Source organism: Lysinibacillus sp. NPDC093712 (assembly GCF_050280025.1).
Classification (GTDB): domain Bacteria; phylum Bacillota; class Bacilli; order Bacillales_A; family Planococcaceae; genus Lysinibacillus.
In genome coordinates this window covers 35531-60499 of record NZ_JBNNUU010000013.1, presented here as the reverse complement: position 1 = coordinate 60499, position 24969 = coordinate 35531, and the positions used below count along the sequence as shown (strand labels likewise).

The following is a 24969-nucleotide window of genomic DNA, read 5'->3' as shown; positions in this document are numbered from 1 at the left end:
GAAGAAATGCAGGCTCAAACATTATTAAACACTGAATACCTGGTATCACGTAGTGAGCTAGGATTGGGAGGAAACTAAAATGACAGTATTTGAATTATGTAAGTTTTTAATTGACCGTAAACGTTATGAGCTGGCTTCTATGTTGAATAAAGTAAACGTCTTTTATGCTAATAACCAGTTGGCGGACGATGAATATACGGAATTGTTGACATTAATGGACGCACAGAAAACGGCGTAACACAACGCAATATTAACGCAAAGGAGGTCGCACTATTGGAGGACTCTTTAGTACGCGACATATATCAACGACTAGGCGGAATCGAGGCGAAGTTGGACGACGTACGTGCTATTCGTCAGACAGCTAATATCGCAGACGCAACCGCTAATCAAGCGCTACGGCTCGCAGAATCACACGAAGAAGAATTAAAGGAAATGCGCGCAGAAGCTAGCGCTAATCGCCGTTGGCTTATCGGGACAATTATCGGCGGAATCTTTTCGACGATCGGCGTAGTTACAACTATTTTAGCGCTTAATTAAGGAGGAAATCGGATGAAAATTAACTTTAAAGTACGCGCAAAGAATCCGCAATTCTGGATTCAGATTGCGCTATCCATCGCAGCCCCCGTATTCGCTTATTACGGAATTACTGGCGCAGATTTAACGACGTGGGGAAGCGTAGGCAAGCTCGCAATCGACGCACTATCTAACCCGTATGTCTTGGCGACTGCGGGCGTGAGCGTATACAACGCACTTAACGATCCAACAACGCGTGGACTATCGGATAGCCGACAAGCAATGTCGTATAATCTGCCGAAAAAGGACGTGAGACGATGACGAAAGCAATCGTAATTAGTTCGGGACACGGACAGTATGTTCGCGGTGCTGGACGCTTTATCGATGAAGTAGACGAAGCACGCCGAGTAGTCGATTCTGTAGCGAAATATCTTCGTGAACGTGGCGCAACAGTTTACGTTTATCATGACGATACGAGCCGTACACAACGCGACAACCTTAACGCCATTGTTGCGTATCATAACAGTAAACAGCGCACACTCGACGTTAGCGTCCATTTCAACGCGGCGGGCACTACAGATGCTCCGCGAGGTTGTGAAGTCCTTTATTACGACGCAAAACAATCGGCTGCTAACGTAAGTAAAGCGATTGCCGTTGCCGGATGCTTCAAGGATCGCGGACCAAAAGAGCGTCGAGATTTAGCGTTCACTTCAAGAACGAATATGCCTGCGCTATTGCTCGAAGTATGCTTCGTTGATAGTAAAGCAGACGTCGAGCTGTATCAACGTAACTTTGACGCAATTTGTGTAGCTATCGCTGTATCGCTCGCAAAAGAGGCGGGGATCGTGCTTAATGTACCGAATCCGCCATCTCCACCGCAAAAGGAGGAAACTAATGTTATGCCGCAATTATTGAACGCTACTGGACGTGAAGAAGCGAAAGAGCTGATTAAGAAAGCCGTTGCATGCGGAGTGTTCCAGCAGTCGCATCTAGCGAAATTGGATACGTACGATGACGTCCAATTGATTAGCTATAGTATCGCGTATGTGAACCGTACAACTAAATAACGAACAATTGACCGCCGGGCTTCGTGCCTTGCGGTCGATTTTTTATTGCTAAATAAGAACTTTTGTTCTATCATTATCACAAACATACGTTCCGAATCGGAGGGAGAATGCGTGATAAGTTTTGAACAAAGAGCGCAGATGCATAAGTTTATCATCATGGAATTAGCGTTAGAGTCGCTGCAACGCGACAACTTGGCGATTGAAAAATTGAAAATGAGCAAAGTATATTTGACGATTATTGAAAAGCTTATTAAGTCAATTCAAACCGAGTATTACAACCAAAAGCGCTTGTTAGCAAAACAGAAAATAAAAGTCGTTAAGTGGGAAAAGATTAACGAGTATTTTTCCGATTTAACAATAACCACGCCAGGCGAGGACCAAGTATTTCGTTACGCAAATATGGCGGTAAAAACGCAAGTAGAAAAATTGTTATTAGAGCGACTGAACATCGAACAGTAAAGTCATTCACGCCATTTCATATCGATAAAGTCGCTTACGGCTTCCTTAATTCGAGATACTGGACTGCCGACTTCGGCAAGAACATGTTCGAGTAACGACGCCCAGGAAAAGTATGATTCTCCGACTTTATTAACATATCGTAAAATCGCCCGCAGTTCGCGCATTTGTGATTCGTTCAATTCTTCGGTCAAGTAACGCTTAATGTACGCATTAACAAAGCGCACACTTTTCATGCTGAGATCGAGAAGTATCGCGACTGTTCGTGATGGCGTGCAGTCCAATGCGTAGCTAAGTAGTGCTACCGATTCAAACTCTTTCTGAGTAAAACGGATAGTTACGCGATCCCCGCGTACTTTCGGTCTTTTTTCCATCGTCTTATTCGTAATGTTTCCGACGAACATTGTATTGCCCATGATTAAGTCTCGCTTGAAATATTTCGATAATTGTTCGATTGTTCTGCGGTCATGTAAGACGAGCATCGCCATCTGTTGGCAAACGTCTTTAACCGGCGTATATGTTATATAAGAAATGCGATAGAGGATGTCTTTTAAATCCATTGGAATAGTGGGCTTCACATCGCGCTTTTTGTCTGAACGTACAGATTGGGCCTCCCCTACTCTTTTCATTTTCATTTTCCGCCTCCCAAAGGACTATTAACGTAGGGACACATTCCAGACGTCCCTAGCACGTTTCTATAAAGTATGAGAGACGAGTTTGTCCTATAACCGATTAGAAAATCGAATAATTGGACAGACTGAAAGCAAAGGCGGTGATTTTATTATGGCAGCAGAAGATAAAAAACGTGCAATTGTGGAAGGCGTAAAAAAGATGTCCGAGAAATACGGCTACCCTACCGTTCCTAAAAAGAAGAAGAAAAAGAAAAAATCCGAGTAGACGATTTGTGTCCTCTCGGATTTTTTTATTTAACTATACTTATCTTCCGTTTCATTTACGGCTTGTAAAAATTCTGACGTAGCTGTTAACATTTTTTCGTAATCATATCCATGATTTTGTCCCATTTGTGTAATTAACAAAGTCAACAGATAATCTTTGTTTACATTTTCAAGCATTTTTCGAATTTGATTTTGTTCTTCAAACGTCATGCCAAGTCACCTCGTCGTATCAGTCTGTTTTTCGTCGTCATATACGCGTTTTGAACCGAAGCCGAGTTTCTTTTTCGGTTTCACTTCGTCGATTACCGTACCACTTACGCCACGTTGCGAAAGTACTTCGTCCAACAATCGCTTAACTCTAACGTCAAACTTTTCTTCCTCACGACGCTGTATCTTTTCTCGCATCGCCAACTTAAATTGAGTAGCTCGAGGCACACTACTACTTTGAATAAACTCGATAATATCCGCGTCTGCTTCCGTTAGTACGACCTCAATTCGTAGCTTCGTCAACAGCAGTCACCTCATTTAGTAAGCCGTATTTGTAGTATCCGCGCACATTTGCCGTTTCGCTATTACGTACAAATTCTGCTATTTTGATTACTCGTTCAAATTCCGGTTTAATCAGAAGGTTTGCCGTGCCGCCAGTTACGTAGATTTTACGCATACGTGACATTGCTTTATAAGTCGATTTAACAGCTTGCGCGATATTACGTGTATACAATTTGCGTTCTCTTAGGATAATGTCCGTTAAGTCAATCGTTTCGCGTCCATTCGGCGACCACGAATATACTTCTCTGTCGTTACCTTCACGAACAATTTGCTCGACTTCATGCTCTGAAATCTTATGCCCTTTTTCTACCATACGGTTACGGATTTCGATAAACAGCTTGTGCGAACCTTCTTCTAATTGATCGTGATTATCTGTATCGAGATTCATGTTATCAAATGCGTCAATAATAACCGTTCCCCCACCGATGTCGACTACGCCTACGAAACTATCTTCTATTTCGTTATCGTCCTTAATGTTTCCTAAAGCGTCGACCATCGCGTCGATAGCCGTCCCTACTGGCTGCATAAGTACATCTACCGAATGTACGCGCACTACGTACGAAACTCCGTCAATTGTAGCGCTATGCACTCCGATAAGAGCATTCTTTATATGTTTGATTGTATCGTCTGTATCATAATCGTCTGTTGGAACACCTGTAATAACAGCTACGTCTAACACACCATTAGAAGCTTCTTCAAAGTCTCGAGCAAGCTCAGCCAAAGCCAAATCTGCTAAAACTTTAAATTCTAATGTGTCATAGCGAGCATTGAAGTCTAGCGTATCTGTTACGCGCTTACGACTAACATTTAATCCTGGTCCCCAAACATAAGTAAATTCTGAATCACGTCCACTCACGTAATCCCATGTTGTTGCTTCTTCTTTTTTAACTAGCGCCAATACATCACGCTTTCCGTATTCAGCCGCATTAACAAAATAACTAGGTAGGACTTTCGTAGCTTTTTCACTCATTAACTTAACTTGACGGTTTCCTAAATCTAACGCAAATAATTGCATTTAATCGCCTCCGATTTGTTTTATACCGTAATTATACCACGAATTTACCGTAATGCAATACTTACCAAAAAAATTACCGTAATCGATTACGTATAATTTACCGTAAATACAATAAAATCATAAAAATAACGCCACCTCATTTTCGAGATAGCGCACCTGGGGATAAATGAATTTTATGCTTGCATTTCCGTTTTTTGCAGTGTAAAGTTGTGGATAACAACAAATTGACCGGAAAAAGAAAAAAGCCGGCGTGTGAATAAGTGTTGGTAGCACTTATCACCGTCAACCGCGACTCGAACTCGCGACCAACACTTTACCGACTAATTTCGTTTACATACATATAATATAGACATTGTATCATCTATTTATGCGTAAGTAAAGCGATTTTAGCAAAATAAAGCGTTTGTGTCGTAAGTAAATTGCGATATGGACGCTTTTTTCGTTTTCTCAAATGGAGGATAACGATTATGAATACTGTTACATACGCAACAGAACGTAATTACGATTTGCTATCGAAATTTACGGATATTAACGATTTCAACAATAACTTTGAACAAGCGATGGTCGACGTAAAATCCGAGTTTACAAAATCGGAATACATTGCGCTAAATAAATTACGCAAGTTCGCGGCCAATGTCGTAGGCGTAGCGTGGTGCAAGATTCAGAAGGCCGTTGCCAGCACGCACGCATCCGAAATGATAGGCGTTAGTCGCTCAACATTTGACCGCATGTTACGCAAAGCCAGCAAGCTAAATCTAATTACCGTAATTAATACGCAAAAAGCAAACAACTACCAAGCGCACAATATTTACGTATTCAATCGCGTGGATGAATTGACGCTAACTAACGAAATTGTTTCCGATTCTCACACAATTGACGTAGCTGATGACGTGAAAATTGACGTAGCAAAAACTACTAATCTTTCCGAACTACCGTTACAAAAACAAGTAAAAGATAATAAAGAGACGCCTATAAACGATTCTATAAATCTCGAAGATCAACGCGAGTATATCGAAAAGTACGCAACTAATGAATATCAGATTGCTACGTTCAAGCTAATCGAATCAATGCCGATGTCTGCCGAAATTAAAGCGAAAGCGCACGTTATAGCTTTACGCGTTGGATCCAACGCTACTATTACAGACTTCGTGCGGGCTAAATCAGTGCTGCTTAATATGTCCGTTGCAATGACGGAAGGCACTGCGTTCGACAACGTTGTAGGTGCGTTTACAAGTGCGTATATAAACGCTTCGAATCGACCGAAAGTAGCTGATAAGTCAGCGATTGTTGAGGCGAAAACCGAGCGCAAGATGCCGTTCTATAACTGGCTGAAAGAGCGAAGTCATGCGTCTGGACGAGCAGTTTATAACTGGCTAACTGGCGATTAAAAAAGACGCCCTAAATGGCGTCCTTATCTTCGTCGTCTCTTACGTATATCATGACGTCATCTAGCGAGTGTTTTACGCCAGTAAGCCGTTCTAGTGCGGGGATTACACGTTCTATCATTTCGATGTTCACTCGCTTGATGTCATTACGGCACATCTGACTAATAGTAGTCGGGCGTGTTTCCGATTCTTCTGCGAGTTGGATTTGTTGTATGCCATATTTTTGTAGTGTATTTGCGAGTGTAAATCGTATTGCCAACGAAAGTCATCTCCTATTCAATCTAAGTCATATGGATATTTTTCGATATTTTGCGACCAATATTTCGGTATTAAGGCGACTTCGTAAAAGCCTGCAGCACCACTTAATTTGCGAGGCTCGTCCTTAACTCCGAAATCTTCGAAAATCTTATCCACATTTTTAATATCGCCAGGTATTAATTTTACACGCGCAATCTGCCCATCTTTAAAAATAATGCTTGCGTTTCGGAATTGTTCAGTATCCGCTAAAGAGTAATAGTCTGCAGTTTCTGTACGATCTCCTACGAAAGTGAATGTTCCATTAAGATACGGTTCGACTTCAAAGTTTTCTAAAACTTCGTCTTTTGATAACGGAGTTATCTTTTTAGGTTCTTTAGTAGCTTCGGGCTTTTCTGTACCAACCTTACTATCTTTCTCAGTCACCTCTATATCTTCCGTTTCTACTGTTATCTCTTTATCAGCGGGCGGATCCGGTAATATTAACCCCAAAACGATTAAGCCTGCAACCACTCCAACCCAAAACTGCCAACGTTTGAATATCGGTTTTTTAATTTTGTTCACCTTAATTTCCTCCGTTACATTTAATTTCCTTATATACGTATATTTTACGATATAGTTCATAGGTATTTAGACTTATTTTACTTTGCATGTGCGCCAAATTGTATTTTCTTGTATATAAGCTTGGTAAGGAGGTCGCAATATGCAAGTAATCGACTATCGCACAGCCAAATTTGTAATGATACCGCAATCCCTAGCGCAAGATAAATCGCTAACTCACCGTGACAAAATCGTTTATATGACGCTTTGTTTATATTCGGACAACGCTAGCAAACAGTCGCATCCAAGCGCACAAACTATCGCAGAAGTTGCGGGAATTGGACGTAATGGCGTATTTAAAGCGTTTGCAGCGTTGGAGAAATCGGGATACATTCGCCGAGAAAAGCGAACGTATAAAGGCGGAAAGCAGACGACTAATACGTACTATTTACTCGATAAATAACCGTAGGGGTCTCCGTTTGGATACGGCGTAGGGGTCTCGATCTGGATACACGAACTATACTACTTTCTTTTTAACTAAACTACTATCTTTAAAAGATTAACGAGTCTTTATGCTAGCGCATAAATCCTCTATGTCGCTATCGCTCCATATCAACTATTGATTTAACGATATAATCGCAATCTAAAAGAATTACGCCAAAGATAATAAGGAGGTATTTATCGTAATGATCGGAATTAATCGTAATCACACGGAATTACAACAAACACGCTGCGACCACGTATTCAGCTATACAACACAAGATGGCGTCCATATCTTCAAATGCGAAAACTGTCCGCTAGAACAACGCTTCACTGGTGATAGCAAGCTGGCAGAACATAGCAACATCAAATCGCCTTTATAAACGTGGCTAAAAACGGTATTAATTCGCAAGTTGACGTATTTATCATGCGAGGCGTTTCGACGCTAAATCAAACGGAATTATAAGGAGGAATGAACGGAATGATTGAAATCGTAACAACTAACGGATTTAGGCGAATGGTTAAAACGTCAGAAATCGTATCAATAGGAGAGCTTCGGAATAACGGGCGTTCGAATACGATAATAGTGCCGAAGCAAGGCGACACAATTTTCGCTGATGATACTTACGATAATTTAAAAAGACTGTACGAAGGGGCGATGAATAAATGTCACTAAACATCGAAATATCCGATAAATACCGCATCAAATCCGACGAGCACCAAATCATCGTACAACGCAAGCACACGGTAGACCCGACGCTATCGCCAGCATTTGATCCGAAGAAACACTCGGCAGAGAAGCGTACAGAATGGCGTGATTGGAAGTGGTGCGCAAAGCCGGAGCAGGCGCTAGAATTAATCGCAAGACAGCGCATATTCGAATCGGATGCGCAGACGCTCGGAGAGCTACGCAATGAAATCGCTTTGTTTAGGCGTGAGATTAGCGGTTTATTACGCACAATGGATTAATTGTAAGGGGCGTATTTAAAACGGCTAAAACGAAGGGAAAAGGAAGGGATAATTATGCGATATACAGAACGGATTTATCACGATAGGCAGCCGAGGGTTGGCGATACGGTAGTAGCAGTAAAAAACGTCAGAGGGTATCGCGCTGGTGACGAGTTAGTAGTAGTTGACGTCAAGTCGTTTACTGGCGATTGTATAAAAGCGTATAATCCACGAAGCTATTCATTTGAATGTATTCGTTATATTCACGACAATTGGTATCGAATTTTCGAGGAGCTGACGCATGATTAACGCAAAGGTGAAAGTGTCGAAAGAGGTTGCGGAGGCTATTGAGTTTTTAAAGAGCGGAACGTGTCAAATAGGTCCGTTATGCTCTTTCTTAGACAATGAAAAGGTTTCGTCTCACCCAAAGCACCGTAAGATATTTTCGGAACTGACGAAGGAAGAAGCAATAGATGCTATATTCTTCGGATACGAAATCGAACAAACACCGGCCGAGAAAGTTGCGGAGAAATACCGGAATCTTAGCGATTTATATCAGAAGTTCGGATGCGATAGTGATTTAGCTACAATGCGAGGAATTGAGTTTGTCTCAGAAGCTTATGGACTAAAAATCGAAGGAGTGAACGTATGATGACGCCAGAACAACTAAACGCAATCAAAGAGCGCTTAGCGAAGGCGACGCCTGGTCCGTGGGGTTTCGATAAAGGAGATAACTTGCGAGAAGATAGGCGTCCAGCAGTCGTTGAACATTTCGACTATGAGCATGGTGAATGGTTTATTCATGGTGATATTGCAGATATTTCAGACGCAACATTCATCGCACATGCACGCCAAGATATTCCGGCACTAGTTGCGGAAATTGAGCGATTACGTGCAGAATTAACGGACATTATCGTAGTAGCAACCGAAGAAGCGTCAAGCATAACGCATGATAACGGCTATGACGATATTGTCGCAATAGCAAGGAGCGCATTAAAATGACTGAACGCACATCAACAGAACGCACAATATACGAATTAGCCGCGCAAGTCGAACGCTATAAATTCGCATTGACTTGCTGTTTGATTGGCGTAAGGAACGGACAGGAGAACGTATTAGAGGCGCAGATGTCGCTAAAATGTATTGAGAATTTTGCGAGTGCGGCGCTATGTGAAGGAGAGGAAACGGGTTGACATTTGAATCAACGGACGATTTAGTCAGCAAATTAGCAGATGCTCGCGGAGAACTTTTCGAATATGACCGCATGGTTGAAACGCAAATGATTAATGCGCCCGAGTACGTTATTTACGAAATGGTACGCGAGACTAAGTGGCTACGGCAAGAACATGCGAAGGCGGTCGAATATGCAGATTACCGCATAAAATATTCGGAGCAATTATTGAAGCAATTGGCGGAAATTGGAGATGAAAACGCACGACTGCGCAAAGTACTCGAATTTTATGCTAATGAAGGAAACTACGATATGCCAACGTTGGGGATTGAGGAGGACGGTACGGAGATATGCGATTATTCAATCGCTGATATGGACAACGGAAAACGTGCAAGGGAGGCGCTTAGAATTGGCGAAGAAAGCAACGCACTATAGCGAGACACCAATCGAAAAGTGGAATACGGCGCATTTTCAAGCGTACTTAATCAATCAACACGTCGAACGCTACGAAATCCAATACGTCAGCGCAGGCAGTATCGTAGCCGAGCGCAATTTAATCGCAAAGTATATCGGAACAGCACGCAAGCCTGGTATGTATCCGACGAAAGTCGTTAAAGCGTTCATTGACGCATGTTTTACGCAATATAAGCCGACGCAACAATATCCGGGCTTATCGTTTTGGTTTATGACGACTTATATGACGCGATTGCTCCAACAGGCGGAATTGGCGAGTAAGAGGACGGAGATTGAAGATAATACCGAGGAGGTGGCGGAATGGCTTTAAGTAAAAGTCGAATAGTGGATATGGCGCACGATATCGCAAATACAGTAGAACACGGAGAGGCTTTGTATGGAGGCGCAATGATAGCAGAATTATTAGTGGATATTGATCGTTTGAGAACGTCTTGTATTGAATATGCGAAAGAAAATGGCGAGGAGGAACAAGAATGAGTGAACATATCTACAATATATCAGTAGAAAACGGCAAATATAACGTAGTATTAACGCACGACTATCACGTTAAATATTTACGACATGGCGAAGAATGGGTAAATAATCCGCCAGGTAGTAAGATGATGATTGCGCTTATGGACAAAGTAGAACGCTTAGAAAACGGGCTAAAATCAGCTTGTGACGCATTAGGCGCAGATATGAACGATTATTATGAGGAGCGATAATATGACGCAACTATCAGTTAAAGGATTAACGGTTTGCACGCCGGAGTTTCACGCAAGAGCAAGGCGTGGTGAACAGACTTATAAACTCGCCGAACTAGAACGCAAAGCTAAGAAGGCGGAGAAAAAGCTAGAAAAGGTAGGAGGATGACGAAATTATGACGCAAATATGTTTGCTAAACGAACGCAATCGCAATGGCTGCGCAAGCTGTCCGCCGACATGCCCGCACAAAATTGCAATGCAAGGCTTAAACGGAAAAGGTGGACGGATGGCAAGCGCAGGCGTACCGGCAGAATATCGAAATGTAACGATAGCTAATTCGGCAGCACGCGAGGACCAAGCGAAAGCGTACGAAATTATAGAGCGATATGTCAGCGAATTTAACGGCTCGCTATATCTATTTAGCAGGGCGACTGGCACAGGAAAAACGACGACAGCTTCGGCGGTGCTTAACGAATATATAATTCGCGATTATCTCGGAGCATTAAAGCGAGGCGAACAACCAACGCAAAAGCCCGCATATTTCCTCGATGTGAACGAGTGGCAGACGTTGTATAACGGATTCAACCGAAAGAACATTCCGGAAGATGTAGCCGAGCAATATAGCCGTCCGTATTATTCGATGATGGAACGTGCTAAGCATGCGCCATTTGCCGTCCTTGATGATATTGGCGTTAGGTCAGCAAGCGAGGCTTTTAGAGGCGACTTGCATACGATTATTAATTACCGTGTGACGAACGGATTGCCGACGGTCTATACGAGTAATATTCCGATGGTTAATAGTACACCGCCAGATAAACGAATTGCGGCTGATAAACCGTATGATTTATATGACGTATTTGACGTAAGGTTACTCGATCGTGTGCGCGATAATTGCGAGTTAGTTAATTTCGTAGGCAAATCGAAAAGGGGGAAACGGAAATGACGTATCGAACAGTTAAAATCATTCGCAAGATTGACGCAGATAACGAAATGAGATGCACATTGTTGGCCGAACAGGATTACGAGTTAGCTTCGTTGCATGACGCAATGCAGGCAGACGACCAAACGCATATTGAGCGTAGCAAGAAACGTTTATCTGAAATCCATTTAGAATTGGCGGAGTTATCGTGAATACGGATTATATCGCAGAAGGAAACGTTGTAGTCCATCGCTTAATTGGCTATATCGGAATTTGCGAAGTATCGAACGAGGGAGTATCTGTCCATTACGGAAATATGAGCGGACGATATGGGAGAACAACAAACGAGCCTACGATAGTAGTGGCGCAGTACTGGCGCCTAGCAACAGACGAGGAGGTTCGACATTATTTTGACGCAGATTAGTAGCGTAATATAGATTATGATTGTTGTAATTGGAATATCGCTGATTGTGGCGGAGCAGTACGTGAATTATGAGGATTGGAAAAAACGTTAAAACGCTGAACTTGCGACTGTTAAGGAAGTAAGAAGCCCGATATAGTTAAGGAGGAGATAAACGAATGAGTAACAACGGAACACTTCTATTATCGAAAATTATCGATGATAACGACATACAAGCGCTCGCTCGTCACAATATAACGGCAGACCATTTCACCGTTGAAGCAGACCGTAAAGCATACGAATTTATTCGCCAATATGCCGAACAGAATCGTGGGCAAGCTCCGAGTTATGCAACAGTTGTCGAACATGTGCCAGACTTCTTTTATGTACCGCAAGTGAGTGATAGCTACGAATGGTTAACGCGTCGTTTGTTAAATGACGCTGGACAAAAAGAGTTTATTGATTTGGTTCAAACGGGCATACAACCGTTATTTGACGAGTATAAAAATGATGTCCCACGGCTCATTGACAAATTACAGGAAAAGTTTGATAATATAAAACACCGAACAGACGTTCGCAAAAAAGTGGGAACAGATATAAAACGCGATACAACGCAGTTCCTTTCGGAGTTCGAGCGACGCAAAGAAGGTAAGTCGTTCAAAACGTGGAAATCTTCATTTTCGAACATTGGCGAATATATTAGCGGAAACATGTACGTTGTTTACGGTAAATCTGGACGAGGTAAATCGGTCATTGCTGCGATTAAAGAGGCGGTAACACTCGCGATGCAAGGCGCAACAGTCCTGGAATGGTCGATGGAAATGCCGACATATGAAGTCATGGTGCGCTTGTATACGGAAATCAGCGGACGATTAGGCATCACGCACGCTAAATTGGAATCCGTAAAGAACGAGTTAATCTACGAAGGCGATTCCGGCTTTAATTCGGATGCTTTACGAAAAGGAAGCTTAACGCCAGAAATCGAAGAAGCCTTTCGCAACTTTCTGCAGGGCGTGAACGATTACTTACCTGGGACGATTATTGTTCGCGGAGTAGACGACGCAGATTTCCGTGACCGATCATTACGCCAATTAGAGGCGGATATTTTAAAAACGGAAGCTGACGTTGTTATCGTCGATCCATTTTATTACCTCGATTACGAAAAGAATACTTCGCGAACAACTGGCGGAGATGCTGCGAACACTTCGATGAAATTGCGCCGATTAACGGGAAATTCGCAAGTGGTAACGTTGGCCATAACGCAAGCTGACGAATCGAAGGAAGAAAAAGACGAAGACGGAACGCGCGAATTAGCGTTGCCAGACCGTAGCGAAGTTAAGAAAACGAAAGCATTGCTCGAAGATGCTGCGATGTTAATTGCGGTTGATACGGATTATAAACAGGGGCGAGGGCTTGTCGGAATTAACAAAGGGCGAAATGGCGGCGAAGGAGATTCCGTTGAAATTATTTATGTTCCGCAAATTGGCGTTGTTCGCGAAATGGAAACGGGAGAAGGTTCAGTCGATCAATTCGATTTTTAGGTAGGCGTGTGAGAGGTAAATTCGGAAAAGGCGGTTAAAAATACGCCATGTTAGTTAGAAAAACGTAGACAACATGCGCTATAGAGCCGTTTTCAAAAAAAAATTACCGTTATTTTCCGTTGATACTACTGAGATTTACAGAATTTCAAAAAAATCAACCCCTTGTTTAATAAATTTTCGTGGAATATCATAAAGACAAACACTACATGTAGTGTAACTAAATGGGTAAACAACACTATATGATGTGTTTTATTTAAAAGAAGGTATAACAACCACTACATATTGTGTTACAAACATTAAAATAAACAGTAATACACCATATATAGTGTTTGGAGTCAAAATCACGAGAGGAGTTGTAAATGTTTGGGGGCTATAACTGTACATGGGCAAAGTATTGATATTGATATTCGCGAAGAATTAGAAGTATTTGATTGGACGCGTCCAAAATGGATGTATGATAAATTAATTGCGGCAAGTCCATTTCGATATGACCGTTCCCCTTCGTTCTTTGTCTTACTTGAAGGTAATGGAGATTACCCGGCTGGTTCGTGGGGTGATTCGGGCGCTTATGACAACGAATGGAAGTCCGGAGGCATAGTAAAGCTACTAACATTCTTACGAAACGAAACTTACGAAGAAACACAGGAGTATTTATTGTCGAAATATAGCGAATCGTCGAATAACGGTGACTTAGTGCTTATTTTGCCAAGATTGCAGAGAGATGCATTTAAAAGAGTTTTGCATCGTGATATTATCGAGAGACAACCATCTCCATATTTGACTAAGCGTGGTATTTCCGAAGAAGTACAAGTAGAGGCAAATGTTGGAAAGTCGCGTCACTACGGCTTTGTCGCCATCCCTTGGCATTCTTCGGACGGCAAGTTGTCTAACATAAAATATCGAGCTACAAGGGGAAAAACGTTTTTCTACGAACGTAATGCAAGGCCTATTCGGGAGCTAGTTTTCGGAGCAGATTTGTACAATCGTTCCTATGACGATTTGATTATATGCGAGGCGGAGATAGATGCTTTGTCGTGGCGTGTCGCTGGTTACAACGCAATTGCAATCGGAGGCGTTTCATTTACGCAGCAACAAACAGATATAATACGGAGACTTCCGTTCAAAAGGTTAATGGTTGCGGGAGATAACGATAAGGCTGGCGCTAGATTTAACGCACAGGTAGTACAAGCGTTGGTAGGACGTGATATATCCGTCATACAATGGCGTGGTAGCGTTTATAAGGATGCGAACGAAGTTTTACTTGCGAAGGGAATAGGCGGGCTAATAGAAGCGTTTGAGAATGCGTACGACTTGCCTACGATTATTCCTCGTATTCGTACGGATCAAAGTATTCGATAATTTCGTCCACAGGAACGTCAAAATATTCGCAGAGCAAGTCGATTGTTTCGAGAGAGACGTAGCCAGTATCGTTTTTCATGCGGGTTGTGTACGTCGAGTGTATATCGAGTTCTGCGCGCAGTTGGCGGTATGATACGTTATGTTTCTCCATTAGATAACGCAATGGTGCGTATGAAATAGCCATATGTATATAATCCTCCTACGATAAAGCCTATAACAATAGGAGTTTACTAGTGGAACGAAAATTGTGCCGCATGAATAACGTTTACAGTGATTGTTATGTTAGGTATAATCAAAATATGTAGCTAGATTTATCTAAAAATGGTTAATTGAACTATTTAATCATAATTTACGAAATAAAGTTAAAAAAAGTTTCAAAAAAGTGCGCCAAAACAAAAAAGCGTGTATATAAGAGGGTAAGGAGGCGATAGAATTGGAATTTGAAAAACAATTTAATAGAACGAGAAAGACTATCTCAATTTTCTCTAAGCGATTCTCGCGAGCAACAAACATTCCAGTTGAAGAATACGAGAGTGCAATGTGCGAGGAATTTGCTAAGAAGTACGAGAGGTATGACGGAAGAATATCGTTTGATGCGTATATCAAACCGATACTTCACCAATGCGCACAGAGGGTTGCTGCCCGGAAAGAGCGCAAGTTTTACGACAACGTCATCCATATTGAGGGCTTACAAGACGAAGAAGGCAACGCAATGTTTGAGTTTGCTGACGATAACATTACGGAAGATGTCGCGCTAGAGCGCATAGAAAAAAGCCCGGACAAGTTGCTGCTTATCCAGGCTCTTACAAATAAAGCGGACGAATTTACGGTTGCTGCCGTAAACCTCATCCTAGAAAAACCGAACGCATCCATGAGATCCATTGCTGAGGAAATGGGCGTTCATCACTCAAAAGTAACACGTTGTATAACGCGTTTAGCTAAAAACTACGATTATTCACGTTTTGGAGACGTATCGCAATATTTAGCTATCTAAAAATCTGATTGGTTAATTTGCTGGCAGCCTAGTCCTATATAAGTACTATGACTGTCAGTACGCTTAACCAAGCGCACATACAGGCGACTTTTTAAGTACGTCGTATGTATACCCTATATTAATACTATTAAACGGCCGGTTTATTTATGTATTATTTTCTATCTATATTGACTATTGTCAAAACCGCCTTTAATCGCATTATAGCATGAACTCGTAATTTTTAAACAGAAAAAGCTTAAAAACCCACTAAGGAGAGTGAAAAATGGGACCATATGACGCTTTACACGACAATGATTCACAGGAAATTACCACAATTTCCGAATTTTACACGACATTCGCACGGACACACTTAGATTACAACGGATGCTTACCATCAGATGACGACGCTGCGGATCATTACGGACTATCAATTCGCGCAACAAAAGTTAGTTAACACGAAAGGAATGACGTAAAAATGACGCAAAAATTACACGTAAGTATGCACGCAATCGACCGCGCTAAGGAACGCCTTGACGTTAAAGGTACTAACGAAAATGTAGCGCACACCCTCCGCCAATGGTATACACGATCAGTCCGCAAAGGACGCGACGGCACTGGCGGAATCATCTTCGATAATATTGCGAAAGATGTTCGCTTAATCTTAGACGAAACTTGCCAAACGGTCATTACGACTTACCGACTAAGCACCGTTGATGACTACGTAGCGCAGAAATTGGCGCCTAAACTAACGGTAGAAAGAATTTCCGCAGCAATCAAGCGCGAGTTATCACGAATGACGACGCAACTTCGACGCGAAATTCGCAAGCTGACGGAACAGCAAGCGCAACTTAACGTAAGCATCGCAGAACTGACGCTTAACAAGGTTCGTTGCAAAGCTCCGCATACGCAGGCGCTAATTCAAACTCGTATTGACGCTATTATAACGCAAGTTGATTCATTAGCGCAAGAGGTTGACGCAAAATTAACGCAAATTAAAGTTGCAGAGCGTGAAGTTAGCGAGGTGGTTGGCGAATGAGCGAGGAACAGCGGGAGAAAGCAAACTATATCGCCTACCTATTTTTAGACGGAAAATTAGTCGATTTTGCGTATCAAATAGCGCATTTATACAACGGAAGAGATTACCGTGAGATTTCAGCAGTAATGGGTGGAGTTAAGGCGGTGATTGGCGAATGACAGACGCGCAAAAGGCGATTATTGCTGCGACGAAAGCAGTTACGTATCACGGGAAGAAGCGTAAATAATGTATTTAAACGCGAATAGAAAGGCGGTGATAGTCCGCTAGATTACTAGGAGGGGAACAGAGTATGGGACGTAGAAAAACGCATGAGGAGTTTGTTGCGGAGGTTAAGGCGCTTGTTGGCGATGAATATAAGGTTTTAAGTAATTATGGCGGTTCAGAAGTTAAAGTTGAGATGTTCCATAACATATGCGGGCATTCTTTTGAAATGAAACCTTCTATATTTTTGGGAGGGAGTAGGTGTTTAAGGTGCGCTAGAAATGCCCAAGTGAGTGCCTTAAGAAAAACACCCTCTCAATTTGTTAAAGAGGTAGAACTCTTAGGTAATGGTGAGTATGAAGTAGTCGGGCAGTATCAAGGAAGTAAAATTCCTGTAGAAGTAAAACATAATATTTGCGGAAACACATTTATGACCCGACCAGATACTATTTTAGGAGGACACGGATGCTCTATATGTAAATTATCTAAAGGTGAAGCGCAAATTAGTAGATGGTTAGAGACGAGAAAGTTCTCTTTCAATCGCGAAGTTAAATTCAATGATTGTCGGGATATACTTCCGTTGCGTTTTGATTTTGGTGTTTATGATGAAAACGGAAAGTTAATCACATTGATAGAGTATGACGGCTCGCTGCATTACGTATCATCAAAACGTAGAGGTGGGCAGGAGAGATTGGAACTCACGCAGTATCACGATAAAATCAAGACAGAATATTGCCTATCTAGAAATATTAACTTAATAAGAATTCCGTACTGGGAATTTAAGAATATTGACGATATATTAACGCAAAAATTACTTCCGCAGGGCGTTGGTTAAATAAATCAACGTCGGTGAATGTATCGAAGGTTGCTCCGGAATTATATCGCTAATTGGCGTATGGTTCTCGACGTAAAAGTAGCCGGCATTTCCTTCGATGCATTTACGGACGGTGACGGTCACTGTTCGAAAACAATAACGCGTTAATGACGCAAAAGGGGACGGTATTTTAATGGCAAACTACACAAACGGTGCAGACGCTCTCGCAGCACTAAACGCAACAAATGACGGTGGCGGAGGTAATTCGTCAGAGTTTACGTCATTCAGCAGTGGAACGTCGTTCAAAGTCCGTGTAATCGGAAAAGCTGCGGTGCAGTTAGCGTACGGCTACTCGATTTACAAGAAGGTCAACTCGTTCGTCGCAAAGAATCCGGCAACTCGCGATGAAAACGGATATGTAACTGGAAATCCTACTCCGTGGGATATAGCGTCAGAATTTTACCGCAAGCAGTCGAAGCAGTTCCAGGACGCTATGAGCCAAGAAGCGTATAAGTACGCAGGCAAACCGCGATTCGCGACGGCATTCGTAAACTTAGCAGACGGCGAAACGATTATTGTCGACTTGTCAAAAGCGCAAGCACTCGCAGTATCTGGCGCAATTACGAAGTACGAGAAGAAGCTCGACAAATTAGCGTTCGAGCTATCGAAAGAAGGCACGTCGACTAATACGAAGGTGAGTCTGACACCGATTATCGATATGGACGAGGACTTGACGGACGTTGAGCGTGCTAACTTCGCAAAAGGTCCGACAATGGAGACGTTCGATCACGCTATCTTTAACGGAATTTGGTTCGAACAAGATGAAACGCAAATGGCCACATTGCTTCGTCAAGCTGGATTCGATGTAACGCAAATCGGATATAGCGCAGTTGCGGACGCTGGTGAAACTAGCCACGATATCCCTAACGAGGACGACGGTACCGAACCATTACCGTTCTAGTCCGAGGAGGTGACGCAACTATGACGCAAGATACAACGGTATTAAGCACAAGCACAATCGGACGACACTCGGAATTACTAGCAATGGCTGCGTTATTAGCGGACAGATGGTCGGTATCAGAGCCGACCGTTCCCGAAGCGCACGACTTGATTGCGGTAAGAGGCGACGAAAGCCTTCGCATCCAAGTTAAGACGATTAAGCTGCGAGAGAAAGAAGGCGTTCCATACTACGTCATTCGCGGTCTGAAAAACAGTGGAGCAACGTACATGAAATCGGACTGTGACGCATTTATCGGCGTAGTTGGTGAGCACGTTTATTTAACGGAGAATCGAGAAATTACGGATTACTGGGTAAAAGTCGACGAGGCTAACGAGAAATGGCGGTACTTGCCGCTGAAAATTACGGAAAAGGGAGCGATTAATTAATGGCGAAATTAATGAATGTAAAGACGGTAGATATGGTAAACGGTGAAATTACGAAGGTTGCGTACGATGGCGCGGAGTATGCGAAGGTCGATAGCGCAGAGGCGGGCGATTTAGCGTTATGTACTGGCGATGTTACGTACTTCACAAAAGGCGAATTTTACGAAGTAACAGAAGTCGATAGTGACGGTGATATTCACGCAATTGACGACGAAGGCGACCGTTTTCACATGTATGTAGCAGACGGAGAGTGTGCAGTATTCCGCAAAATCTCCGCGCCAACATTAGAGGAGCGCGTGTCGAGCCTAGAAAGCGACGTTGCTTCGTTGAAAGGCGAAAAGGTTGAGACGGAAAAGCCTTTCGCTATAAAAGAAGGAGACGAGGTTACCGTTAACTTTGCAGTGTGGAAAAAGCACGGAATACTAGACGATTTAACGGAAGGTAAACGATATAAAGTAATTAAGCGACGGGATGGACTTAATATTATTGACGACGTAGGAGATGAACGTAATTTATTCGTCGACGAGCCAGAAGTCGTAAACGTTGTTAAATCGCAAGCAAACGAAACAATCGAATTTGAAGGCGTACAATACCGCAAGGTTGATCGTGAGGCTCGCGAAGGTGATGTCGTGATTTTAACGAAATACAGCGAGTACAACTATACGGAAGGTAAATCGTACCTGGTACAAAAATACGGACGTATAAAGGATATTGATGGCGACCTATTTGCTGTATATAACGAATCGCTAGGACGAACTCGCAAAACAGTCGACGTATATGAGGCGCAATATATTCTGCAAGTTGGCGATATTGTCGTGGTTACAGGCAATACGAATGGTTCGGATAACGACGTAGGAGACATCGGGAAAATTACCGAAGTTGACGAAAGTGCTAGCGATGCGCGTGTTCACGTTGTAGGACGAGCAGATTACGTAAATTGGACGTACTTCTCTGAGATGCGCAAAGCAACGCCAGCAGAAGTCGAAGCATACGAAAAGGCTGCGCACAAAGCGTCATTTGCCGTAGGTGATTACGTGAAAATCGTTAAGTCATATCGTGGACTAGAAGGAAGCATCGCCAAGATTACAGAAATCGGCGAATATCCGAGCGATGCCGGAGTTACTTGCGAGTTTGAAATCGAACATTTAACGGGCAAATACGCAGGACAGACGTTAGTTGCTGATGCTGATCAAATCGTCAAAGCTACTGACGCAGAAATTGCGAAGGCAACAGCGCCAAAGTTAAAGGTGGGCGATTACGTGAAATTTAAGCGAAGTATTGCGGACACACAAGCAGGCAAGCCGTATCTAATCGAAACTAAACCTAGTGGCGGATACTTAGCGTTTAAGGATGACTCGGGAGATTGGTGTTCGATTGAGCGTACGGGAGGATACGAAATTGTCGATGCTGAAACGGCAAAATGGGCGAAGATTGGACGTAAGGTTGGCGAGATTCGAAAGGGCGACGTCGTTAAAGTTATCTCTGACGAAGGTCGTCACGCTATAGGAACGGTCGGAATCGCTCGATGTGACGGAAATACAGGCAGCACAGCAGTTATTGCGAATGGTATTTCGCAAGGTACTTGGTCAAGCGTCAAATTAATCGCGCCAGTCGAATCAACAGTCGCACAATAACGCAATATCAACGCAAAAGGAGGCGGGCAAATGAAGCTCGAAGTTAAGCTAAACACGCAAATAGGCGGGCAAGTTTCCGCCTCCAGCGCACTGGCGCAGGCAGCACAACGTAAGAAGGACGCAACAGAAACGATGGAGGACGCATGGGTTCGGATATTCAATCAACGGAATACTGACGCAGACTTACGGAAATTGCGAGAGGTTAAGCGTGCTATGGACGCAGGGCTAATCGGTCGCGAACAGCCTAAAACGGATAAGCGAGGCAATATTAAGCAGTTAGGGCGATTTAGCAAGGCGGAGGCTATCCGGTTGTATGCGGTATTAGAAGAATCGGGAAGACAACGTAAGCTGCAGGAGCTACTCGATAATAAGCCGGATAATTACTTCTTGCTGATGGACGATGACGCTGTTCGCAAATTAAACGAAATGGTCCAGCGAGAGGAAATCGTAGCATTTGATGTTGAGACGACGGGCACGGACATATTTACTGATGAAATTATCGGAATATCGTTTACGTTGCCTTCCGTCGATAAGCACTATTATATAGCACTACAGCCGATGGATGATCCGCGAGCGTTGCCGATTGAATCGCTACAGCTATTGAAGCCGTGCCTCGAAAATCCTAACGTTAAGAAGGTCGCTCATAATGGGCCGTTCGATATTGCGATATTAGAAAACTACGGGATTATTGTCGCTAACCTTTATCACGATACAATGACGGCCATGCACTTATTAAACGAAAACGAGCGTGAAGTTGGCGGAAACTATCAGCTTAAACCGTTAATAGAGAAATACCTTAAACGTCCGGCAGACACATTCGGAACATTATTCGGAAAGGAAAAGGACTTTACGAAAATTGCGCTTGATCCGTTTTATATCTACGGATGCAAGGATACGCACGTAACGTGGGACTTCTATTTGTTCCAACGTAAGCATCTCGAAAAGTTGCCGAACGTTATGAGTTACCTTTACGAAGTGGAAATGCCGTTGCTTCGACTTAACCTTAAGATGGAACGCAAGGGCTTCGACTTAGACTTAGATTTCGCTAAACGATACGGTGAACAGCTTCACGCAATTGCTGCAGAGGCGGAGAAATTCGTTATCTCGGAATGTGCGAAATACTACGACGGAGACATCTCGGAAATCAACCTTAACTCTCCGAAACAGATGTTACCGTTATTAAGCCAAGCAGTCGGACAATCGCTCGCTAATCTCGATGCAAAACGTACGCTAAAGCCATTACGGAAAACGCACAAAGTAATTGACGCATTCTTGACGTATAAGGAACAGACGAAAATGTCCGGCACTTATATCGAAGGTTTACCGCAGAAGATTCATCCGAAAACGGGCAAGTTACATTCGCGATTCGATAGTAACGGAACGGTGACAGGACGCTATTCCAGCGGTAAAGACAAGGACGGAGAAAGCGAAGGTGACCGCACGAACATTCAGAATCAACCATATGAAGCACGAAAGATGTTCAAAGTGCCGGAAGGTCGTGTATGGATTTCAGCCGACTTTAAATCGCAAGAAATCGTCGTAGCCGGCAGCTTATCGAATGAGCCTGTAATCATTAACGCATTTGCGCAAGGGCTTGATAACTACGCAATGATGGCGAGCAAAGCGTTCAAAAAGCCGTACGATGAATGTTACAAGAATCCGGATGGCAGCGACACGAAATACCGCAAGGATATGAAAGTCATTTATCTCGCGAAAATGTACGGAATGGGAATCGGAAGTCTCGCGAATCTGCTCGGCACGTCGAAAGAAGAAGCGAAGAAATTCAGCGAAAGTTTTGACGAAGGGTTGCCGGAATTAGTGAAATGGATCAACGCTAACACAGCGTTCGTTAAGAAGTACGGTTTCGTATGGATTGGACGAGAACAGCGTAAACGTCGTCTGCCAAAAGCGAGGGAAAAGACGCATAACATACCGTGGGGCAAGTATTGGGACGACGAATATAAAGAAAAGCGATTGCATAACGCAGATGTCAATAAGGCGGTACGCCAGGCAACTAATGCGCGAGTGCAAGGTGAAGCTGCGATTATGACGAAAGCTACGATGCTGAAAATGGACGAATATCTCGAAACAATTGACGGATTTATCGTAGCTCCGATTCACGACGAATTGATTATGGAAGTTGCCGACAATATAACTAGCGATCAAATCAATGAGATTAAGAGAGTTATGACACAATCGTACAAGTTCGAACAAATCGAGAATGGCACAGATTTAGAGTTCTTTCCATACCGATGGGGCGACGGAGTGTCCGAAAGTCGTGTGAAATTTGATGAATTGGGTCAATTATCAATTAAGGAGGGAACTGTTTGAACGTTGAACGACTAGAGTTACTTCCGTTTTTGCTAGATAAATATAAATCAAAATTAACGATCGACGTAGAAAAAGGAACAGTCGTGGGGTTGAAAAATTTTTTGAATCATAAAGGGTACCTCACCGTTGCATTTTGGCACGAAGGTAAGACTCTACGTTACCGTGTTCACGAAATAGTATCTTACGTAGGAGGATTAGAATTATTAAATCTAACCGTAAACCATATCAACGAAAACAAACTAGATAATCGATTGTGTAACTTAGAAACCGTAACAGCATTAGAAAATCATAGGAAATATAATTTTCCTAAAGGGGACGATAACCCGCAATCCAAATTAACATATTCTCAAATTCTCGAAATAACAACGAATTATAGTGGCAGGCGAGGCGAAAAGGCTATATTAGCTAGGAAATATAACGTTTCTCCTTCTACTATAACGAAAGCATTTAAATTAATGGAGGAAACTCATAAATGACGCAAATTGAAATCATCAAACTCGAAAAGGACGGATGCCCACCGTGCAAATGGCTAGGCAGAACGTTAGAAGATAACGCAGCACGCCTCGAATCGGAAGGCGCAACGCTAACAACGATGAACATTAGCGAGAATCCATCGTTAATTGACGAATACAAGATTACTATCGTGCCAGTCCTCGTATTCAAACGAAATGGCGTAGAAATGACGCGAGTTCACGGTAATGTCAACTTTGACGACGTATTAGCTGCGATTGAATATGCGAAATTTAAGAAGTAGGGAGACGATAATATGAAGTGCAAAAGCTGTGGTAAAGAACTTTTATACGCTATCGTAGTTACGGATAATCGGTCTGGAAAAGGCGGAATAAAGTACTTTGATTGTCGATGTAAAGACGAAATGGAGGACGAATAATTGACGCAAAATAACGACGCACTAGAAATACTATACGCTGAAAGCTACGTTCCTGGCGCTAAACAGCCGGGCTTCATCGACAAGGTAGCGCAGGAATTGATCGACACGCTTAACGATTGGCACAGCCGTCCGGAAAAGTGGGATGACGCCATAGATTCGCAAATACACGCATGGTACGTAAAGCCTCCGAAGGTGTTTCCGAAACGACCTTACTTCTCACCATCGGCAACAGGCGCGTGCAAACGTGAATTATACGAAAAGGGCATCGGCTCTAAACGTGACGAAGGCGGACAGCAACCGCACCAGAAGCGATGGACCGGCATCGGAACGGCAATCGGTGATATGATTCAGCGTGATTTACTATTCATCGAAAAGCATATGCCAGGAGCAAGATTCCGATTCGAGCGCAATGCTGACGGTACTCCGATGTTTGAAGATTTTGCTAAACGTAATGTTCCGGTTAATGTCGGTGGAATCGACTATAGTCTTTACGGAGCGCCGGACGGCATCTTAATTTACACCGACGAAAATGGCGAACAGCATCGCATCGGACTCGAAATTAAGTCGAAGCAAACGTCTGCAGCGCGCACATCGCTTTATTCCATGCGTCAGCCAGACGAAAAGCACGAATTGCAGACGATTGCTTACTCGATCATGTTTGGATTATCGCACTATATCGTACTTTACGTAAATACCTCGCACAAGTCGTGGGAAATATCGGACGATGATTTCGCAGCAACGCCGGATATTCGAGCATTTGGCATCGATTGTACAGAGGATCGAAAAGCGAAGTTGCTCGAAGATTTGGCCGGTGTGCAACGACTGATTAACGAACGTAAACCGCCAATGCCGGACTTGACGAAGTGGACATTTAACGGATTCAAGACAGCGATAGCACAGTCGATTACTAACGCTGAATTGACGCAACTGAAACAGCAAGTCGAGCTGGCGCAAAAGAGCGGACTCAAAGATTATACAAAACGGCAATATGCGGAGGCTTTGGCGGACTTAATCGCAAGGATTCCGAAAAGTTAACGGAAAGTGATATCAAATTAG

Annotated in this window: 44 protein-coding genes; 37 read left to right on the top strand and 7 right to left on the bottom strand. The window is 43.0% G+C overall.

The window, feature by feature from the left end; genetic code table 11:
• Positions 1–79: 79 nt before the first annotated feature.
• The 5 genes from ACQKNX_RS24640 to ACQKNX_RS24620 all read left to right on the top strand — a co-directional run bounded on the left by ACQKNX_RS24640 (position 80) and on the right by ACQKNX_RS24620 (position 2039).
• Complete coding sequence (locus ACQKNX_RS24640) at positions 80–238, top strand: hypothetical protein (RefSeq protein ID WP_427431198.1); 159 nt, start codon at positions 80–82, stop codon at positions 236–238.
• A gap of 35 nt (positions 239–273) precedes the next feature.
• Positions 274–537: a hemolysin XhlA family protein gene (locus ACQKNX_RS24635; RefSeq protein WP_427431197.1), complete on the top strand. Its 264-nt coding sequence runs from the start codon at positions 274–276 to the stop codon at positions 535–537.
• A gap of 12 nt (positions 538–549) precedes the next feature.
• Positions 550–834 carry a phage holin family protein gene (locus tag ACQKNX_RS24630; RefSeq protein ID WP_427431196.1) on the top strand — a complete coding sequence of 95 codons (285 nt, stop codon included), beginning with the start codon at positions 550–552 and terminating at the stop codon, positions 832–834.
• Positions 831–1580: an N-acetylmuramoyl-L-alanine amidase gene (locus ACQKNX_RS24625; protein WP_427431195.1), complete on the top strand. Its 750-nt coding sequence runs from the start codon at positions 831–833 to the stop codon at positions 1578–1580. The genes ACQKNX_RS24630 and ACQKNX_RS24625 overlap by 4 nt, the downstream gene beginning before the upstream one ends.
• Positions 1581–1691: 111 nt before the next feature.
• A complete protein-coding gene (locus ACQKNX_RS24620; RefSeq protein ID WP_427431194.1) occupies positions 1692–2039 on the top strand; it encodes an aconitate hydratase in 348 nt (115 codons plus the stop codon).
• Between the two features lie 2 nt (positions 2040–2041).
• Here ACQKNX_RS24620 and ACQKNX_RS24615 read toward each other — a convergent pair whose 3' ends face one another.
• A complete protein-coding gene (locus tag ACQKNX_RS24615; RefSeq protein ID WP_427431193.1) occupies positions 2042–2671 on the bottom strand; it encodes a hypothetical protein in 630 nt (209 codons plus the stop codon).
• An 82-nt stretch (positions 2672–2753) separates the two neighbouring features.
• On the opposite strand from ACQKNX_RS24615, the gene ACQKNX_RS24610 reads away from it, so the two are divergent.
• Entirely contained in the window at positions 2754–2933 is a 180-nt protein-coding gene (locus ACQKNX_RS24610; RefSeq protein WP_427431192.1) for a hypothetical protein, read from the top strand.
• Positions 2934–2962: 29 nt separating this feature from the next.
• On the opposite strand, the gene ACQKNX_RS24605 is transcribed toward ACQKNX_RS24610, so the two are convergent.
• From ACQKNX_RS24605 to ACQKNX_RS24595, 3 genes are read right to left on the bottom strand one after another with little or no spacing between them, the layout of a single operon-like run.
• Positions 2963–3142: a hypothetical protein gene (locus tag ACQKNX_RS24605; protein ID WP_427431191.1), complete on the bottom strand. Its 180-nt coding sequence runs from the start codon at positions 3140–3142 to the stop codon at positions 2963–2965.
• 6 nt (positions 3143–3148) lie between these two features.
• A complete protein-coding gene (locus tag ACQKNX_RS24600) occupies positions 3149–3442 on the bottom strand; it encodes a hypothetical protein (RefSeq protein WP_427431190.1) in 294 nt (97 codons plus the stop codon).
• Positions 3423–4496 carry a hypothetical protein gene (locus ACQKNX_RS24595; protein ID WP_427431189.1) on the bottom strand — a complete coding sequence of 358 codons (1074 nt, stop codon included), beginning with the start codon at positions 4494–4496 and terminating at the stop codon, positions 3423–3425. The genes ACQKNX_RS24600 and ACQKNX_RS24595 overlap by 20 nt, the downstream gene beginning before the upstream one ends.
• A 467-nt stretch (positions 4497–4963) precedes the next feature.
• Here ACQKNX_RS24595 and ACQKNX_RS24590 point away from each other — a divergent pair, with 467 nt between their 5' ends.
• Positions 4964–5884, top strand: a complete 921-nt coding sequence (locus ACQKNX_RS24590; RefSeq protein WP_427431188.1) for a hypothetical protein — start codon at positions 4964–4966, stop codon at positions 5882–5884.
• 10 nt (positions 5885–5894) lie between these two features.
• On the opposite strand, the gene ACQKNX_RS24585 is transcribed toward ACQKNX_RS24590, so the two are convergent.
• On the bottom strand, positions 5895–6140 hold the full coding sequence (locus ACQKNX_RS24585; protein WP_427431187.1) for a hypothetical protein: 246 nt from the start codon (positions 6138–6140) through the stop codon (positions 5895–5897).
• Positions 6141–6157: 17 nt separating this feature from the next.
• Positions 6158–6760: a hypothetical protein gene (locus tag ACQKNX_RS24580; RefSeq protein ID WP_427431185.1), complete on the bottom strand. Its 603-nt coding sequence runs from the start codon at positions 6758–6760 to the stop codon at positions 6158–6160.
• A 79-nt stretch (positions 6761–6839) separates the two neighbouring features.
• Between ACQKNX_RS24580 and ACQKNX_RS24575 the strand changes: the two genes are divergently transcribed.
• The 17 genes from ACQKNX_RS24575 (at position 6840) to ACQKNX_RS24495 (ending at position 14652) form a co-directional block, all read left to right on the top strand.
• The gene (locus ACQKNX_RS24575) at positions 6840–7139 is read left to right on the top strand and encodes a helix-turn-helix domain-containing protein (protein WP_427431184.1); all 300 of its coding nucleotides are present in this window, start codon (positions 6840–6842) and stop codon (positions 7137–7139) included.
• A gap of 498 nt (positions 7140–7637) precedes the next feature.
• Positions 7638–7832 carry a hypothetical protein gene (locus ACQKNX_RS24570; RefSeq protein WP_427431183.1) on the top strand — a complete coding sequence of 65 codons (195 nt, stop codon included), beginning with the start codon at positions 7638–7640 and terminating at the stop codon, positions 7830–7832.
• Complete coding sequence (locus ACQKNX_RS24565; RefSeq protein WP_427431182.1) at positions 7823–8125, top strand: hypothetical protein; 303 nt, start codon at positions 7823–7825, stop codon at positions 8123–8125. The genes ACQKNX_RS24570 and ACQKNX_RS24565 overlap by 10 nt, the downstream gene beginning before the upstream one ends.
• A 54-nt stretch (positions 8126–8179) precedes the next feature.
• Positions 8180–8413 (top strand): hypothetical protein, encoded by a 234-nt coding sequence (locus ACQKNX_RS24560; RefSeq protein WP_427431181.1) that lies wholly within the window; start codon positions 8180–8182, stop codon positions 8411–8413.
• Complete coding sequence (locus ACQKNX_RS24555) at positions 8406–8756, top strand: hypothetical protein (protein WP_427431180.1); 351 nt, start codon at positions 8406–8408, stop codon at positions 8754–8756. The genes ACQKNX_RS24560 and ACQKNX_RS24555 overlap by 8 nt, the downstream gene beginning before the upstream one ends.
• Positions 8753–9106 carry a hypothetical protein gene (locus tag ACQKNX_RS24550; RefSeq protein WP_427431179.1) on the top strand — a complete coding sequence of 118 codons (354 nt, stop codon included), beginning with the start codon at positions 8753–8755 and terminating at the stop codon, positions 9104–9106. Before ACQKNX_RS24555 ends, ACQKNX_RS24550 begins: the two co-directional genes overlap by 4 nt.
• Positions 9103–9297 (top strand): hypothetical protein, encoded by a 195-nt coding sequence (locus ACQKNX_RS24545; protein WP_427431178.1) that lies wholly within the window; start codon positions 9103–9105, stop codon positions 9295–9297. Before ACQKNX_RS24550 ends, ACQKNX_RS24545 begins: the two co-directional genes overlap by 4 nt.
• A complete protein-coding gene (locus ACQKNX_RS24540) occupies positions 9294–9710 on the top strand; it encodes a hypothetical protein (protein WP_427431177.1) in 417 nt (138 codons plus the stop codon). Before ACQKNX_RS24545 ends, ACQKNX_RS24540 begins: the two co-directional genes overlap by 4 nt.
• Positions 9685–10059 (top strand): hypothetical protein, encoded by a 375-nt coding sequence (locus ACQKNX_RS24535; RefSeq protein ID WP_427431176.1) that lies wholly within the window; start codon positions 9685–9687, stop codon positions 10057–10059. Before ACQKNX_RS24540 ends, ACQKNX_RS24535 begins: the two co-directional genes overlap by 26 nt.
• The gene (locus tag ACQKNX_RS24530; protein WP_427431175.1) at positions 10050–10226 is read left to right on the top strand and encodes a hypothetical protein; all 177 of its coding nucleotides are present in this window, start codon (positions 10050–10052) and stop codon (positions 10224–10226) included. The genes ACQKNX_RS24535 and ACQKNX_RS24530 overlap by 10 nt, the downstream gene beginning before the upstream one ends.
• Positions 10223–10453 carry a hypothetical protein gene (locus ACQKNX_RS24525; protein WP_427431174.1) on the top strand — a complete coding sequence of 77 codons (231 nt, stop codon included), beginning with the start codon at positions 10223–10225 and terminating at the stop codon, positions 10451–10453. Before ACQKNX_RS24530 ends, ACQKNX_RS24525 begins: the two co-directional genes overlap by 4 nt.
• 1 nt (position 10454) lies before the next feature.
• Positions 10455–10601 (top strand): hypothetical protein, encoded by a 147-nt coding sequence (locus ACQKNX_RS24520; RefSeq protein ID WP_427431173.1) that lies wholly within the window; start codon positions 10455–10457, stop codon positions 10599–10601.
• Positions 10602–10608: 7 nt separating this feature from the next.
• Positions 10609–11376 (top strand): DNA replication protein, encoded by a 768-nt coding sequence (locus ACQKNX_RS24515; protein WP_427431172.1) that lies wholly within the window; start codon positions 10609–10611, stop codon positions 11374–11376.
• Complete coding sequence (locus ACQKNX_RS24510; RefSeq protein WP_427431171.1) at positions 11373–11564, top strand: hypothetical protein; 192 nt, start codon at positions 11373–11375, stop codon at positions 11562–11564. The genes ACQKNX_RS24515 and ACQKNX_RS24510 overlap by 4 nt, the downstream gene beginning before the upstream one ends.
• Positions 11561–11776, top strand: a complete 216-nt coding sequence (locus tag ACQKNX_RS24505; protein WP_427431170.1) for a hypothetical protein — start codon at positions 11561–11563, stop codon at positions 11774–11776. Before ACQKNX_RS24510 ends, ACQKNX_RS24505 begins: the two co-directional genes overlap by 4 nt.
• 155 nt (positions 11777–11931) lie before the next feature.
• On the top strand, positions 11932–13293 hold the full coding sequence (locus ACQKNX_RS24500) for a DnaB-like helicase C-terminal domain-containing protein (protein ID WP_427431169.1): 1362 nt from the start codon (positions 11932–11934) through the stop codon (positions 13291–13293).
• 363 nt (positions 13294–13656) lie between these two features.
• The gene (locus ACQKNX_RS24495) at positions 13657–14652 is read left to right on the top strand and encodes a toprim domain-containing protein (protein WP_427431168.1); all 996 of its coding nucleotides are present in this window, start codon (positions 13657–13659) and stop codon (positions 14650–14652) included.
• Here the strand turns inward: ACQKNX_RS24495 and ACQKNX_RS24490 are convergent.
• A complete protein-coding gene (locus tag ACQKNX_RS24490; protein WP_427431201.1) occupies positions 14615–14803 on the bottom strand; it encodes a helix-turn-helix domain-containing protein in 189 nt (62 codons plus the stop codon). The two genes, ACQKNX_RS24495 and ACQKNX_RS24490, sit on opposite strands and share 38 nt — an antisense overlap.
• Before the next feature lie 282 nt (positions 14804–15085).
• Between ACQKNX_RS24490 and ACQKNX_RS24485 the strand changes: the two genes are divergently transcribed.
• The 13 genes from ACQKNX_RS24485 to ACQKNX_RS24425 all read left to right on the top strand — a co-directional run bounded on the left by ACQKNX_RS24485 (position 15086) and on the right by ACQKNX_RS24425 (position 24948).
• Entirely contained in the window at positions 15086–15646 is a 561-nt protein-coding gene (locus ACQKNX_RS24485) for a hypothetical protein (RefSeq protein WP_427431167.1), read from the top strand.
• Positions 15647–15908: 262 nt separating this feature from the next.
• The gene (locus tag ACQKNX_RS24480; protein WP_427431166.1) at positions 15909–16079 is read left to right on the top strand and encodes a hypothetical protein; all 171 of its coding nucleotides are present in this window, start codon (positions 15909–15911) and stop codon (positions 16077–16079) included.
• Between the two features lie 21 nt (positions 16080–16100).
• Positions 16101–16661, top strand: coding sequence for a hypothetical protein (locus ACQKNX_RS24475; protein WP_427431165.1), 561 nt, complete (start codon positions 16101–16103; stop codon positions 16659–16661).
• Positions 16658–16819 carry a hypothetical protein gene (locus ACQKNX_RS24470; protein ID WP_427431164.1) on the top strand — a complete coding sequence of 54 codons (162 nt, stop codon included), beginning with the start codon at positions 16658–16660 and terminating at the stop codon, positions 16817–16819. The genes ACQKNX_RS24475 and ACQKNX_RS24470 overlap by 4 nt, the downstream gene beginning before the upstream one ends.
• A 131-nt stretch (positions 16820–16950) precedes the next feature.
• Positions 16951–17697, top strand: coding sequence for a hypothetical protein (locus tag ACQKNX_RS24465; RefSeq protein WP_427431163.1), 747 nt, complete (start codon positions 16951–16953; stop codon positions 17695–17697).
• Positions 17698–18169: 472 nt separating this feature from the next.
• Positions 18170–18637 (top strand): hypothetical protein, encoded by a 468-nt coding sequence (locus tag ACQKNX_RS24460; RefSeq protein ID WP_427431162.1) that lies wholly within the window; start codon positions 18170–18172, stop codon positions 18635–18637.
• 20 nt (positions 18638–18657) lie between these two features.
• Positions 18658–19062: a group I intron-associated PD-(D/E)XK endonuclease gene (locus ACQKNX_RS24455; RefSeq protein ID WP_427431161.1), complete on the top strand. Its 405-nt coding sequence runs from the start codon at positions 18658–18660 to the stop codon at positions 19060–19062.
• Positions 19062–20693, top strand: a complete 1632-nt coding sequence (locus ACQKNX_RS24450; RefSeq protein ID WP_427431160.1) for a hypothetical protein — start codon at positions 19062–19064, stop codon at positions 20691–20693. Before ACQKNX_RS24455 ends, ACQKNX_RS24450 begins: the two co-directional genes overlap by 1 nt.
• 30 nt (positions 20694–20723) lie before the next feature.
• Positions 20724–23024 carry a DNA polymerase gene (locus tag ACQKNX_RS24445; RefSeq protein ID WP_427431159.1) on the top strand — a complete coding sequence of 767 codons (2301 nt, stop codon included), beginning with the start codon at positions 20724–20726 and terminating at the stop codon, positions 23022–23024.
• The gene (locus ACQKNX_RS24440) at positions 23021–23500 is read left to right on the top strand and encodes an HNH endonuclease (RefSeq protein ID WP_427431158.1); all 480 of its coding nucleotides are present in this window, start codon (positions 23021–23023) and stop codon (positions 23498–23500) included. The genes ACQKNX_RS24445 and ACQKNX_RS24440 overlap by 4 nt, the downstream gene beginning before the upstream one ends.
• A complete protein-coding gene (locus ACQKNX_RS24435; protein ID WP_427431157.1) occupies positions 23497–23778 on the top strand; it encodes a thioredoxin family protein in 282 nt (93 codons plus the stop codon). Before ACQKNX_RS24440 ends, ACQKNX_RS24435 begins: the two co-directional genes overlap by 4 nt.
• Before the next feature lie 12 nt (positions 23779–23790).
• Positions 23791–23913 (top strand): hypothetical protein, encoded by a 123-nt coding sequence (locus ACQKNX_RS24430; protein WP_427431156.1) that lies wholly within the window; start codon positions 23791–23793, stop codon positions 23911–23913.
• Positions 23914–24948: a hypothetical protein gene (locus ACQKNX_RS24425; protein ID WP_427431155.1), complete on the top strand. Its 1035-nt coding sequence runs from the start codon at positions 23914–23916 to the stop codon at positions 24946–24948.
• Positions 24949–24969 lie beyond the last annotated feature (21 nt).